The following is a 14,200-nucleotide window of genomic DNA, read 5'->3' as shown; positions in this document are numbered from 1 at the left end:
AGCGCATTGCCGCGCCCGCCGCTTCTCCTTGTCTGCTCACGCAAGTGCGGAGCGGCCCACGCAAGGAGAAGCGCTCACACAAGGAGAACCGGCCGACCTCGGCGGAAGAGGTCCGGCCAAGGAGCCAGACAGGGAGAGGTCCAGGCGAGGAGAGGGGGCCAGGAGAGCTGACCGGGCAACGAGAAGCGGCCGAGACCAACGGGCGGATCGGTGCCTTGAACTATTCAGACGAATCCAGGTCAGGCATTGACCCTTCGCGTCGGACTCATCTACCGTTCCGGAAAGACGATCTGAATCGATTCACTTCTGGATGGCTACACAGATCTGATCCGGACAGGAAGGAACGCCATGAGCGAGACCCCAGCGACGCGGCGCCGAATCTGCTTCCAGCAGTGGATCCAGCCCGACCGCATCCAGGAGTACAAGCGGCGCCACGCCGCCGTCTGGCCCGAGATGCTCGAGGCCCTTGAGGCCGCCGGCTGGCACAACTACTCGCTCTTCCTCCGCCCGGATGGGCTGCTCATCGGATACGTCGAAACGGACAGCCTCGATGCCGCGACCGCCCGCATGGCCGCTTACGAGGTCAATGCTCGCTGGCAGTCCGAAATGGCGGACCTCTTCGCCGGAGTCGACACACCCCCGGACGAGGCTTTCGTCCCCCTCGAGGAGGTCTTCAACCTCGAATCCCAGCTCGCCGCGGCCAGGGCGACTGTGGCTGGTCCAGGCCCCCGGCCGTCGTAGGCGGCGGCGACCAACGAGTTGCTGGAGTCCGCCGTCCGCGACGCATGCGAGCGTGCTTTGAGGTTGGGTGTTGACGTGGCGTGGATCACTCAATACAGTAATGTCTATTACGAATTGAATCGATTCAGAAGAGGCAAAGATGCCAGACACGGATGCTAGAGGGCAGGCGGGACAACAAGTCGCCAGCCGTCCAACAGTGCCGGTTCTCGAACTGACGGACATCCACAAGTCCTTCGGCGCGGTCCGAGCGCTGCAGGGGGCGAACCTCCACCTGTATTCAGGGCAGGTCACCGCCCTCGTCGGCGAGAACGGTGCCGGAAAGTCCACCCTCGTCAAGACTTTGGCTGGGGTCCATCAGGCAGACAGCGGCCACATGCTCCTCGACGGGCGGCCGGTCGTGTTTCGAGACCCGCTCGAAGCGAGGAGCGCAGGCATCGCGGTCATCTATCAGGAGCCGACGATGTTCCCGGACCTCACAGTGGCCGAGAACATCTTCATGGGCCGTCAGCCGGTCAAGGGTGGCCTGCGCCGGATCGACCGACGCGCAATGCGAGAGCAGACAAACGGCCTGTTCAGCGCGCTCGGAGTGAACATCGACCCTGACCGAATCGCCCAGGGCCTTTCCATCGCAGACCAGCAGCTGGTCGAGATCGCAAAAGCCATCTCGATGGACGCGAGGGTCCTCATCATGGACGAGCCGACGGCCGCTCTGAGTGGCACGGAGGTCGAGCGGCTCTTCCGCGTCACACGGACGCTGCTCGCCAAGGGCGCGGCGGTGCTGTTCATCTCGCATCGCTTCGATGAGGTCTTCGGGATCTCAGACTGGATCACGGTCATGCGCGACGGAGCCCACGTCACCACGGCCGAGGCTTCGAAGCTCACGGTCGACGGGGTCATCCGCCAGATGGTCGGCCGAGATGTCTCGTCGCTGTACCCCAAGCAGGAGGCCGTGATCGGGGACCCCGTCCTTGAAGTGCGCGGGCTGAGCCGGCGCGGGACGTTCCATGACATCACCTTCTCCCTCAGGGCGGGCGAGATCGTCGGTCTGAGCGGCCTCGTCGGAGCGGGTCGCTCGGAGGTAGCCCGGGCCGTCTTCGGGATTGACGCGTACGACGACGGGGACGTCACCTTGGGCGGCAAACGGCTGCGAGGTCGATCCCCCGTGGATGCGATCAAAGCCGGAATGGCCTTTGTCCCCGAAGACAGGCGCAAGCAGGGCTTGGTCATGGAGATGAGCGTCAGCCGCAACCTCACCCTGACGCTGCGCAAACGCCTGAGCCGTTTCGGCCTGCTCTCGGGCCGGGCGGAGAGCAGGGTCACCGGCGACTGGTCGAAGAGGCTGCAGATCAAGGCCGGGACGCCCACCTCTCCCATCTCCACTCTTTCCGGAGGGAACCAGCAGAAGGTTGTCCTGGGCAAGTGGCTCTCCACCGACCCCCGTGTCCTGATCATCGACGAACCCACTCGCGGTATCGATGTCGGCACGAAGGCCGAGGTGCACCGGCTCATCTCCGAGCTCGCCGGAAAGGGACTCGCAGTCCTCATGATCTCGTCCGAGCTCCCCGAGATCCTCGGGATGTCTGACCGCGTGCTGGTCATGCACGAGGGTCGCATCGCCGCTCAGCTCAGCCGTGCAGAGGCCACCGAGGAGACGGTCATGGCCGCCGCGGCCGGTGTGCGCACAACACCTGCCGCGACCACCAGAAAGGAAGCCGCGCAGTGAGCGTGATCAGCCAACCCCGCCGCACCCTTGCCGTACCAGGCTGGATCGGTTCCGTGACGAAGGCCAGGGAGTTCGGCGTCCTGCTCGCCCTGATCCTGCTCGTCGCGGTCACCACCACCGTCAATCCCCGCTTCGCCGATGCCCAGAGCCTCCGGGACATGCTCCTGAACTCCTCGATCCTGGTCATCCTGGCCGTCGGGCAGGCGATCGTGGTCATCACCCGCAACGTCGACCTGTCCGTCGGATCGGTCCTTGGGTTGACCGCGTTCGCCACCGGCAAGCTCTGCTCAGCGATGCCGGACCTGCCGATTCCTCTCGTCATCCTGGCCGGAGTGGCGCTCGGCGGAGTCCTCGGTGCAGTCAACGGCGCCCTCATCGCCCTGGCCAAGGTCCCTGCCCTCGTGGTGACGCTGGGCACCCTGTACATCTTTCGCGGCATCGATTTCGCCTGGGCCCGTGGCCAGCACATCAATCCGTCGGACCTCCCCAAAGGTCTGCTGGACATGGGGAGCGGCTCGCTCCTCGGCATCCCCTACCTGGCGATCATCGCCATGATCGTCATGCTCGCGGTGGGCCTGTACCTGCGTCACCTGCGCTCCGGCCGTGAGTTCTACGCCATCGGCTCTGACCTGAATGCCGCGAACCTCTACGGCCTGCGCGTCGGCCGCCGCGTCTTCACGGCCTTCGTCGCCTCCGGCGCCCTCGCGGGCCTCGCGGGCGTGGCCTACGCAGCCAAGTACGGCAACCTCGATGCCACAGCCGGCCAAGGTCTCGAGCTCAACGTCGTCGCCGCAGCGGTCGTCGGCGGAGTTGCGATCGCCGGCGGCGTCGGGACCGCCTACGGAGCCGCCATCGGCGCTGTGCTTCTGACCACCATCACGTCCGCCCTTCCCGTCCTCGGGGTCTCCCCGTTCTGGCAGGGGGCAATGGTCGGCGCCCTCATCCTGGCATCCATCGGCCTGGACAAGTATCTGGCCCACCGCACCGAATTGCGCTTGAGAGGACTTGACGCCCGTGTCCACTGAGACTCCCCGCCGTACTGAATCGGCCGCAGCCGAGGCCGCTCCCGCTGCTCCACGCTTCGGCGCGCTCCGCGGATGGGACGCCGCAGTCATCGCCGTCCTGGTCATTGGAATCATCGCCGCAGGGTCCCTTATCCCCGGCTTCGCCTCCATCCGCAACACTGGGTTCCTGCTGATCGACATCATCCCGATCCTCCTGCTGGCGCTGCCCATGACCCTCATCGTCCTCACAGGGGAGATCGATCTCTCGGTGGCCAGTGTCGCCGGGTTCACCAGTTGCGTTTTCGGCGTCCTCTGGAATGCAGGAGTGCCGATGGAGACCATCGTGCCGCTCGTGGTACTCCTCGGTGCCGTCTGCGGGGCGTTCAACGGCGTCCTCGTGACCGCCGCCGGCCTGCCGTCGCTCGCGGTGACCATCGGCACCCTCGCGCTGTTCCGCGGCCTGGCGTTCGTGGCACTCGGCGACCAGGCAGTCACCAGCTTCCCCCTCGCCATCACCAAGGGGATCACCGCCAAGATCGGCGCCACCGGGATCCCGGTCTGGCTCATCCCCGTGCTCGTGCTCGTGGTCGCCTTCGGGATCGCGCTCCATTTCACCGGATTCGGCCGAACCCTCTTCGCCATGGGCTACAGCACCGATGCTGCGCGCTTTGCGGGCATTCCGGTGGCCAAGACCAAATTCTGGCTGTACGTCGTCTCCGGCGCCGTCGCGGGCATGGTGGGGGTCTGGTGGACCCTGCGCTACGGCAGTGCCCGCGGCGACAACGCCACCGGGCTCGAACTCTCGGTGGTCGCCGCCGTGCTCTTGGGGGGCGTGTCAATCTTCGGCGGAAAGGGCAACCTCCCCGGCGTCGTCGCCGGAGTCGCACTGCTTGCCGTGCTGCGCAACGCACTCCAGCTTGCCAGTGTCCCCGAGGACACGCTCTCCATGCTCACCGGCGGCCTGCTGATCATCGCCGTCGTAGGCCCCAGCGCACTGACCGGGATCAGGAGCAGGGCTCCGCGATCTGTCTCAGCAAGACCCCGATCCGCCTAGCACAGGCAGACGGACCCTCCCCGAAAGGACCAATAATGAATCGTTCCACTATGTCCGCGCGCTCTCTGCGGAAGCTCGCGCCGGCCTACGTCGCTGTCGCTGCGGCAGCGGCATTGGCCCTGAGCGCCTGTGGCGGCACCACGAACAGCTCCTCGACCGGCGCCGCTGCCGGCGGTAGCACCTCAAGTGCCTCAGCCAATCCGAGCGCGCCCCTCAAGTCCGGCCTGAGGGTCGCCTTCCTGCCCAAGCAGCTGAACAACTCCTACTTCACCGTCACCGACCGCGGCGGCAAGAACGCCGTCGACGAGTTCAAGGGCAGCTTCTCGGAAGTCGGGCCCTCAGACGCCTCCGCCTCGAGCCAGGTCAGCTACATCAACACGCTCACACAGCAGAGCACGGACGTCATCGCGCTCTCGGCCAACGACCCCAAGGCGCTCTGCACGGCGCTGAGCGACGCACGCAGCAACGGCGCCAAGGTTGTCACGTTCGATTCCGACACTGACCCGTCCTGTCGCGACCTCTACATCAACCAGGCCACGGCCCAGGGCATCGCCGACACCCAGGTGAAGCTCATCTCCGACGCCGTTGGCCCTGACGGCGGTGACATCGCCATCCTCTCCGCGACCGCCAACGCCACGAACCAGAACGCCTGGATCGACCTCATGAAGAAAGACCTGGAGAAGCCCGAGTACTCCAAGCTCCACCTCGTCGCCACCGCCTACGGCAACGACGACGCACAGAAGTCCCAGCAGGAGACCCAGGCCCTCCTGCAGCAGCACCCGACGCTGAAGGGGATCATCTCCCCGACCACCGTCGGCGTCGCCGCCGCAGCGCAGTACCTCGCCAATTCCTCGTACAAGGGCAAGGTCCAGCTCACCGGCCTCGGATTCCCCAGCCAGCTCAAGGACTACGTCAAGAACGGCACCATGAAGGCCTTCGCCCTCTGGGACGTCGAAAAGCTCGGCTACCTCGCCGCCTACGCCGGCGCGGCCCTCTCCTCCGGCCAGATCACCGGTGCCGAAGGCCAGACGTTCAAGGCCGGCAGCCTCGGCGAGTTCAAGATCGGGGCCAACGGCACTGTCCTGCTCGGCGACCCGACGGTCTTCACCGCGGACAACGTCGACAAGTACAACTTCTAAACCCACGACGCGGGGCCGCGCTGAGCAGGTGCGGCCCCGCACCACGCACCGCAGGAGAATGACGATGACCACCTCCACCACCGCCCCCGAGGGCCTCGACGCCCTTGCGATCGAGGTTCCCTCGTGGGCGTACGGCAACTCCGGCACGCGCTTCAAGGTCTTCGGCACGCCGGGCACGCCTCGGACCGTCGAGGAGAAGATCCAGGACGCTGCCAAGGTCAACGAGCTCACGGGCCTCGCCTCGAGCGTCGCGCTCCACATCCCGTGGGACAAGGTCGAGGACTACGCGGCGCTGCGCTCCCACGCCGAAGGCCTCGGCGTGAAGCTCGGGACGATCAACTCGAACACGTTCCAGGACGACATCTACAAGTTCGGCTCCCTGACCTCGTCCGACGAGGCTGTGCGCCGCCGCGCGATCGAGCACCACCTCGAGTGCATCGACATCATGGACGAGACGGGCTCGCGAGACCTGAAGGTCTGGCTCGCCGACGGCACGAACTACCCGGGCCAGGACGACATCCGGGCCCGTCAGGACCGCCTCGCGGACTCGCTCCAGGAGGTCTATGCGCGCCTCGGGGCGGACCAGCGGCTCGTGCTCGAGTACAAGTTCTTCGAGCCGGCCTTCTACCACACAGACGTCCCGGACTGGGGCACCTCCTACGCCCAGACCGTCGCCCTGGGCGAGAAGGCGCTCGTATGCCTGGACACCGGCCACCACGCCCCGGGGACGAACATCGAGTTCATCGTCGCCCAGCTGCTGCGCCTGGGGAAGCTCGGATCCTTCGACTTCAATTCGCGGTTCTATGCGGACGACGACCTGATCGTGGGCGCCGCGGACCCGTTCCAGCTCTTCCGCATCATGGTCGAGGTGGTCCGCGGCGGCGGCCTCGAGCCCGACTCGGGGGTGGCCCTCATGCTCGACCAGTGCCACAACCTCGAGGAGAAGATCCCGGGCCAGATCCGCTCGGTCCTCAACGTCCAGGAGATGACGGCGCGCGCACTCCTCCTGGACCGCGCAGCGCTCCAGGAGGCCCAGGCCAACCGCGACGTCCTGGCGGCGAACGCCGTCTTCATGGACGCGTTCTACACCGACGTGCGCCCGGCCCTGGCCGCCTGGCGCGAGGAGCGCGGCCTCCCGGCGGACCCGATGACCGCCTACGCCGCCTCCGGCTACCAGAAGCTCATCAACGACACCCGAGTCGGCGGCACCCAGGCCGGCTGGGGCGCCTGAGAGGACCCTCAAGACATGACACAGAACCAGACTGTGACCGAGCTGATCGCCCGGTCGAACCGCCTCGGCGCGGACAAGCGCACCACCAACTACGCCGGCGGCAACACCTCGGCCAAGGGCACCGAGACCGACCCCGTGACGGGCGAGCCGGTCGAGCTCCTGTGGGTCAAGGGCTCCGGCGGTGACCTAGGCACCCTGACCGAGAAGAACCTCGCCGTCCTGCGCCTGGATCGACTCCGCGCGTTGGCCGGCGTGTACCCGGGGGTGGAGCGGGAGGACGAGATGGTCGCCGCGTTCGACTACTGCCTCCACGGCAAGGGCGGGGCCGCTCCCTCGATCGACACCGCGATGCACGCGCTCGTCGACGCCGCGCATGTGGACCACCTCCACCCGGACGCGGGCATCGCGATTGCCACCGCGGCCGACGGCGAGGCGCTCACCGAGAAGGTCTTCGGCGCCAGAGTCGTGTGGGTGCCCTGGCGGCGTCCGGGCTTCCAGCTCGGCCTCGACATCGCAGCGATCAAAGCCGCCAACCCCGAGGCCATCGGCACGATTCTCGGCGGCCACGGCATCACCGCGTGGGGGGCGACGAGCGAAGAGGCTGAAGCCAACTCGCTGTGGATCATCGCCCAGGCCGAGAAGTACATCGCAGAGAACGGCCGCCCCGAACCCTTCGGCCCCGCACTCCCGGGCTACTGTGCCCTACCCTGGGAAGAGGGCCGTGCGAAGGCCGCTACCCTGGCCCCAGTGATCCGCGGCCTCGCCTCGACCGACCGGCCGCAGGTGGGCCACTTCGACGACGACCCCCGGGTCCTGGAGTTCCTGGCCTCCGCCGAGCACCCGCGCCTGGCAGCCCTGGGCACGTGCTGCCCGGACCACTTCCTGCGCACCAAGGTCGCCCCGCTCGTCCTGGACCTGCCCGCGGATGCCTCGATCGAGGAGAGCATCGCGCGGCTCAAGGATCTCCACACGGCCTACCGCGAGGAGTACGCGGCCTATTACGAGCGCCACGCCGAGCCCGACTCGCCGGCCATGCGCGGGGCCGACCCCGCGATCGTCCTCATCCCGGGGGTGGGCATGTTCTCCTATGGCAAGGACAAGCAGACCGCCAGGGTCGCCGGGGAGTTCTTCCTCAACGCGATCAACGTCATGCGCGGCGCCGAAGCGATCTCCACCTACGCCCCGATCGAGGAGGGCGAGAAGTTCCGCATCGAGTACTGGGCGCTCGAGGAGGCCAAGCTCGCGCGCCTGCCCCAGCCCAAGTCCCACGCGACCCGCATCGCCCTCGTGACCGGCGCCGCGTCGGGCATCGGCAAGGCCATAGCGACCCGCCTGGCCGCGGAGGGCGCGTGCGTCGTCATCGCGGACCTCGACCTGGACAAGGCCCGGGCGGCCGCCGCGGAGCTCGGCAACGCCGACGTCGCCATCGGGGTCCGGGCGGACGTCACCGACGCCACCCAGGTCGCAGCGGCCGTTGATGCTACGGTCCTGGCGTTCGGCGGCATCGACCTCGTGGTGAACAACGCAGGCCTGTCCATCTCCAAGCCGTTGCTCGAGACGAGTGAGAAGGACTGGGACCTGCAGCACGACGTCATGGCCAAGGGCTCGTTCCTGGTCTCGCAGGCCGCCGCGCGCGCCATGGTCGCCCAGGGGATGGGCGGGGACATCGTGTACATCTCCTCGAAGAACTCCGTGTTCGCCGGCCCGAACAACATCGCCTACTCCGCGGTCAAGGCCGACCAGGCCCACCAGGTACGCCTCCTGGCCGCCGAGCTCGGCGAGCACGGCATCCGCGTCAACGGCATCAACCCCGACGGCGTGGTCCGCGGCTCCGGCATCTTCGCCGGCGGCTGGGGCGCCAAGCGCGCGGCCGTGTACGGGGTCGAGGAGGAGAAGCTCGGCGAGTACTACGCCCAGCGCACCCTCCTCAAGCGCGAGGTCCTCCCCGAGCACGTCGCGAACGCCGCTGCCGTCCTGACCAGCAGCGAGCTCTCCCACACCACAGGCCTCCACATCCCCGTCGACGCCGGCGTCGCCGCCGCCTTCCTCCGGTGAACGAGTCCGCCGCGCCCCGCCCTGACCGCCATTGCTTCGCAGCGGTCGACGTCGGGGCCTCGTCCGGGCGCGTCATCCTCGCCACGGTGGGCGCTCCTCAGCCAGCCGGCGGGGGGCCGGGCGGGATGCACGACGGCCGGATGCGCGACGGCGCAAGGCACGACGCTCCAACGAACGACGGCGCGCCGAAGGTCGCGCTCGACGTCGTCCACCGCTTCCCGAACGGCGTGATCGACGACGGTGTGACCAGCGATGGGGCCCACGTGCTCCGCTGGGACCTGCCCGGCATCTTCGCCGAGGTCCAGACCGGCCTGGCGAAGGCCCACGATGCGGCTGCGGCGCGCGGACTGCGGATCGAGAGCATCGGGATCGACACGTGGGCCGTGGACTACGGCCTCGTCGACAGCGCGGGCCGGCTCAAGGAGCCCGTGTTCTCGTACCGCGACGGGCGCACCGAGGCCGCGATCCCGGTGGTCCACGCGAAGGCCGCGCCGGAGAGGCTCTACGGGGTGAACGGGCTGCAGTTCCTGCCGTTCACCACGCTCTACCAGCTCGCCGCCGAGCCGCGCCTGGACGGGTACGAGGCGCTCCTCATCCCGGACCTGCTCGCATTCTGGCTCACTGGCGCGCGCCGGACCGAGGAGACCAACGCGTCAACCACCGGGCTCCTCGACGCGCGCACGGGCACCTGGTCGCGGGAGCTGTTCGAGGCCCTTGGGTTCCCCGAGGCGCTCTTCCCGGAGCTCATCGCCCCGGGGGAGACCTACGGGACCCTCCTGCCGGCCGTGGCCGAGCGCACGGGGCTGCCCGAGGGCACGCCGGTCGTCGCTGTCGGTTCCCACGACACCGCCTCCGCTGTGGCCGCCGTCCCCGCGGCACCGGGAGGGGGCAGCCCAGGGGAGGAGGTCGCGTACATCTCCTCGGGCACATGGTCGCTCGTGGGCGTCGAGCTGGACGCCCCCGTGCTCACGGATGCCAGCCGTGCTGCGAACTTCACCAACGAGCGCGGCGTGGACGGCACCATCCGGTACCTGCGCAACGTGGGCGGCCTGTGGCTCCTGTCCGAGTCGCAGCGGCAATGGGCCGCCGAGGGGCGGGAGTCCTCCCTCGAGGTCCTGCTCGCCGCCGCCGCGGCGCTGCCGGCTGGCGGTCCGCAGATCGACGTGGACTCCGAGGAGTTCATCGCTCCGGGCGGCATGCCCGAGCGGATCCATGCGGCCGCCGCGCGTGCCGGCGCCTCGGGCGGTTCCCATCCCAGCGCCGGCGACGTGCTCGCGGACGAGCCCGGCGCCGTCGTGCGCTGCATCCTCGACAGCCTCGCCGCAGCCTACGCCCGCACCATCGCCCGGGCGGCGCAGCTGTCCGGCCGGCGCCCGCAGGTGGTCCACGTGGTCGGCGGCGGGTCCCAGAACGAGCTCCTCTGCCGCCTGACCGCCGACGCGACCGGGCTGCCGGTGATCGCCGGGCCCGTCGAGGCCACCGCACTCGGCAACGTGCTGGTCCAGGCCCGCGCGGCCGGGGCTCTCGACGGCGGCCTCGTCGCCCTCCGCGCGGCCGTCCGGGCCAGCGTGGAGCTGCGGGAGTACGTTCCCGCAGCGGTCTGACCGCGGGCCAACGAAGAAGAGGATCGGCAGCCCCACACCGGGCTGCCGATCCTCTTCTCGCTGGGCAAGCGTTTTCCCATATCCCTTGGCAGAAGCCCTCCGCCGGAGTACCGTGGTGAGAAACCGGTTACTGGGCGTCGAAGGAGGCGCCGGCCGAAGCCTTTGCAAGGAGACCTCGCCACATGCAAGCTCCCAAGAAATACGCCCTCGCCGGCACCGGCTCGCGCGCGCAGATGTACATCGATGCCCTGTCAGGCAGCCACAGGGATGCTGGCCGCGTGGTCGCGTTCGTCGACACGAACGAGCACCGCATGGCCCACTACGACTCCCATGCGGCCCTCGCCTCCGGCACCGCGCCGCTCCACTACACTCCGGACCGGCTCGGCGAGATGTTCGACGTCGAGCGGCCAGACGCCCTCGTCGTCACTTCCCCGGACTTCACCCACGCGCACTACGTGACCGAGGCACTGGCCCGCGGCGTCGACGTCGTGTGCGAGAAGCCGCTCACCACGAGCGTCGAGGGCCTCCGGAGCATCGTGGACGCGGCCGACGCCGCGGCGCGGACCTCGGGCGCGAAGCTCGTTGTCACGTTCAACTACCGCTACTCGCCGCGCAATGCCGCGATCAGGGAGATCATCGCCTCGGGCCAGATCGGCAAGGTCACCTCGGTCCACTTCGAGTGGTGCCTCGACACGGTCCACGGCGCCGACTACTTCCGCCGCTGGCACCGCAACAAGGCCAACTCGGGCGGACTGCTCGTCCACAAGTCGACGCACCACTTCGACCTTGTGAACTGGTGGCTCGGGGATGTCCCCGAGACCGTCTACGCCCAGGGCGGCCTGCGTTTCTACGGAGCGGCCAATGCCGCAGAGCGCGGCGGGGCCCCACGCCCGCAGCTGAGCCGCGACAACCCTGACCGCGCCGACCCGTTCAATCTGGACCTCGCGGCGGATCCGAAGCTCCGCGCGCTCTACCTCGAAGGCGAGTCCGACGATGGCTACCTCCGCGACCGCGACGTGTTCACGGAGGGCATCGACATCGAGGACAACCTGAGCCTCGTGGTCGGCTACCGCGGTCGCGCGTCGATGGCGTACACGCTGGTGGCGCACTCCCCGTGGGAGGGCTATCGCGTGGCCATCAACGGTACCGAAGGGCGCGTCGAGATCGAGGTCGTGGAGCGCGGCTCTGTGGCTCCGGACCGGCACACGCTCGACCCGTCCGCAGCCGTGGACCCGCATCTCGCCGGCGCGGCCGCACGGCCCGAAGGAACCCTCGTGCGCGTCCAGCGCCTCTGGGAGCCCGCGCGGATCGTCGAGATCCACGAGGGAGAGGGTGGCCACGGCGGCGGCGACGCCATGCTGCTCGACGACGTCTTCCGCGGCCCGGGCGTCGATCCGCTCCACCGCCAGGCTGGCTGGGGCGACGGCGTGCGCAGCGTCCTCGTCGGGATCGCGGGGAACGAATCCCTCCGCACCGGCCAGGCCGTCCGCCTCGCGGACTTCGGCCTCCCGCTCGTCGAGGGCGAGGCGCACACCGCCGAGAAGGCAGGTGCGCGATGACCTGGCGCAGCGCTTCGCGCGTCGTGGTGACGGGTGGCTCGGGCCGGCTCGGCGTGAGCGTCGTCAACCACCTCGCCTCCCGCGGCCACGAGGTCATCTCGCTCGACCGCGCGCCGTCGGACCTCGTGCACGACGGCGTGCGGCAGCTCACCGTCGACCTCGCCGACGCGTCCGCCACCCGTGGGGAGTTCGAGCGGCTGCGGCCGGACGGCGTCGTGCACCTCGCGGCGATCGCCGTCCCGTTCAGCGCGCCCGAGGATGTGATCCTGAGGACCAACGCCCAGCTGTGCCTCTCGGTGCTGTCCGCGGCGGCCGACGCCGGCGCCGGCCGCGCGCTCGTTGCGTCGAGTCCCACGGTGCTCGGTTACGGGACGCCGCAGGGCTGGGCCCCGCAGTACCTCCCGATCGACGAGGAGCACCCCATCGCGCCGTGGAACGCCTACGCGCTCTCGAAGGCCACCATGGAGGCCACGGTCCGCATGTTCGTCGCGGCGCGGGGCGACTCCTTCCGGGTCGGCGCGTTCCGGCCGTGCTTCGTCATCAGCCCGCAGGAATGGAACGGCACCCCGACGCAGCAAGGCCACACCGTGGCCGAGCGGCTCGCCCGGCCCGAGCTCGCCGCCGTGTCCCTCTTCAACTACGTCGACGCCCGCGACGCCGCGGGCTTCGCCGAGCGCTGGCTCGAGGCCGCGGACGAGGTGCGCAACGGGGACGTGTTCTTCGTCAGCGCCGACGACGCCATGGCCCGCGACTCGCTCGCCGAGCTCGTGCCCCGGTACTTCCCGGGCACCGAGCGCATCGCGAAGCACCTCACCGGAACGCAGGCGGCCTTCAGCTCGGCCAAGGCCCGGCGATTGCTCGGCTGGCGGCCCCAGCGGTCGTGGCGCACCGAGCTCGCCGGCGAGCCCCTCGCGGCCACCGCCGCGCACCTCTCCTGACCTGGGCCGCAGGGCTTTCCACCCATCCCATCAGGCCCCCATCCCGCCCACCCCGCCCGGCCCCTCCACCGACCCAAGGAGCACCCATGCACTTCGACGGCATCCTCTTCTTCCCCATCACGGCCTTCGACTCGTCCGGCGCCGTGGATCCCGGGCTCACGCGCGACCACATCGCGTCGCGCCTCTCCCACGGACCCGGCGGCGTGTTCGCCGCGTGCGGCACCGGCGAATACCACGCCCTCACCGCGAAGGAGGCGGGCGCCGTCGTGCGTGCCGCCGTCCAGGCGGTGGGCGAGCACACCGCGGAGGGCGGTCCCGAGGCTGGGCATCGCGTCCCCGTGATCGGAGGGACGGGTGGACCGCTCGGCCATGCGATCGAGGCGGCGAAGGCCGCCGAGGATGCAGGCGCGGACGGTCTCCTCGTCCTGCCGCCGTACCTCGTCAACGCACCCGTCGCGGGGCTTGAGCGGTACGTCGAAGCCATCGCGGCGTCGACCTCGCTCGAGCTCGTCGTCTACCACCGCGGCAACGCGAGGTTCACGCCCGAGGCGGCGGCGCGGCTCGCCGGAATCCCCCAGGTCGTGGGGTTCAAGGACGGGGTGGGGGACATCGGCGTGACGCAGGAGGTGGTCCTCGCGGTTGAGGCCACCGGTCGCACCGACTTCCAGTTCTTCAACGGCCTCCTCACCGCCGAGCTCACCCAGGGCGCGTACCGGGGGATCGGCATGCCGCTGTACTCCTCGGCGGCGTTCGCGATGGCGCCGGGGGTCGCGAACGCGTACTACCGTGCGTACACCTCCGGCGACGAGGATCGGCGGCACGAGATCCTCACGCGTTTCTACCGGCCGCTCGTCGCGCTGCGGGACACGGTCCCCGGCTACGGGGTCTCGCTCGTCAAGGCCGGCGTCCGGCTCGGCGGCCTGCCCGTCGGCGGCGTGCGGGCGCCGCTCCTCGACCCGTCCGCCGAGCATCTCGCCGAGCTCGAGCGCATCCTCGCCATCGGGGCTGAGCTGGTGGCCGCCGAGCCCGTCGCCTTCGCCGACCTCGCGCACGACGGCGCGCGCCGCCGGGGTGACGACCCCGCCGGTGCTGAGTTGGCCGGTGCTGAGTTGGCCGGTGGTGACCTCGCCGGTGCTGAGCTGGCGGCCGACG

General features: G+C 69.4%; 10 protein-coding genes and 1 pseudogene. All 11 read left to right on the top strand.

The annotated features are described in order from the left end of the window. The first annotated feature begins 348 nt into the window (after positions 1–348). Positions 349–741: an L-rhamnose mutarotase gene (locus AB5L97_RS15245; RefSeq protein ID WP_369045290.1), complete on the top strand. Its 393-nt coding sequence runs from the start codon at positions 349–351 to the stop codon at positions 739–741. 139 nt (positions 742–880) lie between these two features. Further along, positions 881–2,464, top strand: a complete 1,584-nt coding sequence (locus AB5L97_RS15240) for a sugar ABC transporter ATP-binding protein (RefSeq protein WP_369045289.1) — start codon at positions 881–883, stop codon at positions 2,462–2,464. Continuing rightward, positions 2,461–3,489, top strand: coding sequence for an ABC transporter permease (locus tag AB5L97_RS15235; protein ID WP_369045288.1), 1,029 nt, complete (start codon positions 2,461–2,463; stop codon positions 3,487–3,489). The genes AB5L97_RS15240 and AB5L97_RS15235 overlap by 4 nt, the downstream gene beginning before the upstream one ends. Further along, complete coding sequence (locus AB5L97_RS15230; RefSeq protein ID WP_369045287.1) at positions 3,479–4,522, top strand: ABC transporter permease; 1,044 nt, start codon at positions 3,479–3,481, stop codon at positions 4,520–4,522. The genes AB5L97_RS15235 and AB5L97_RS15230 overlap by 11 nt, the downstream gene beginning before the upstream one ends. A gap of 50 nt (positions 4,523–4,572) precedes the next feature. After that, complete coding sequence (gene rhaS, locus AB5L97_RS15225; protein ID WP_369045286.1) at positions 4,573–5,661, top strand: rhamnose ABC transporter substrate-binding protein; 1,089 nt, start codon at positions 4,573–4,575, stop codon at positions 5,659–5,661. Between the two features lie 64 nt (positions 5,662–5,725). After that, entirely contained in the window at positions 5,726–6,892 is a 1,167-nt protein-coding gene (gene rhaI / locus AB5L97_RS15220) for an L-rhamnose isomerase (protein ID WP_369045285.1), read from the top strand. Positions 6,893–6,907: 15 nt separating this feature from the next. Then, positions 6,908–8,947 (top strand): bifunctional aldolase/short-chain dehydrogenase, encoded by a 2,040-nt coding sequence (locus AB5L97_RS15215; RefSeq protein WP_369045284.1) that lies wholly within the window; start codon positions 6,908–6,910, stop codon positions 8,945–8,947. Further along, positions 8,944–10,551, top strand: coding sequence for a rhamnulokinase (locus tag AB5L97_RS15210; protein ID WP_423246795.1), 1,608 nt, complete (start codon positions 8,944–8,946; stop codon positions 10,549–10,551). Before AB5L97_RS15215 ends, AB5L97_RS15210 begins: the two co-directional genes overlap by 4 nt. A gap of 182 nt (positions 10,552–10,733) precedes the next feature. Continuing rightward, on the top strand, positions 10,734–12,110 hold the full coding sequence (locus tag AB5L97_RS15205) for a Gfo/Idh/MocA family protein (RefSeq protein ID WP_369045283.1): 1,377 nt from the start codon (positions 10,734–10,736) through the stop codon (positions 12,108–12,110). Beyond that, positions 12,107–13,048: an NAD-dependent epimerase/dehydratase family protein gene (locus AB5L97_RS15200; RefSeq protein WP_307958876.1), complete on the top strand. Its 942-nt coding sequence runs from the start codon at positions 12,107–12,109 to the stop codon at positions 13,046–13,048. The genes AB5L97_RS15205 and AB5L97_RS15200 overlap by 4 nt, the downstream gene beginning before the upstream one ends. Positions 13,049–13,134: 86 nt before the next feature. Beyond that, positions 13,135–14,064: pseudogene (locus AB5L97_RS15195) on the top strand (5-dehydro-4-deoxyglucarate dehydratase); the annotation flags it as partial. Positions 14,065–14,200 lie beyond the last annotated feature (136 nt).

It is taken from the genome of Sinomonas sp. P10A9, assembly GCF_041022165.1.
Lineage (GTDB): Bacteria > Actinomycetota > Actinomycetes > Actinomycetales > Micrococcaceae > Sinomonas > Sinomonas puerhi.
Note: the sequence above shows the minus strand (reverse complement) of the source record. Positions and strands in the feature narration are given on the sequence as shown.

Coding starts and splice junctions, on each gene's coding strand:
- AB5L97_RS15245 (WP_369045290.1), top strand. CDS start 349: ATGAGCGAGACCCCAGCGACGCGGCGCCGAATCTGCTTCCAGCAGTGG.
- AB5L97_RS15240 (WP_369045289.1), top strand. CDS start 881: ATGCCAGACACGGATGCTAGAGGGCAGGCGGGACAACAAGTCGCCAGC.
- rhaS (WP_369045286.1), top strand. CDS start 4,573: ATGTCCGCGCGCTCTCTGCGGAAGCTCGCGCCGGCCTACGTCGCTGTC.
- rhaI (WP_369045285.1), top strand. CDS start 5,726: ATGACCACCTCCACCACCGCCCCCGAGGGCCTCGACGCCCTTGCGATC.
- AB5L97_RS15215 (WP_369045284.1), top strand. CDS start 6,908: ATGACACAGAACCAGACTGTGACCGAGCTGATCGCCCGGTCGAACCGC.
- AB5L97_RS15205 (WP_369045283.1), top strand. CDS start 10,734: ATGCAAGCTCCCAAGAAATACGCCCTCGCCGGCACCGGCTCGCGCGCG.
- AB5L97_RS15200 (WP_307958876.1), top strand. CDS start 12,107: ATGACCTGGCGCAGCGCTTCGCGCGTCGTGGTGACGGGTGGCTCGGGC.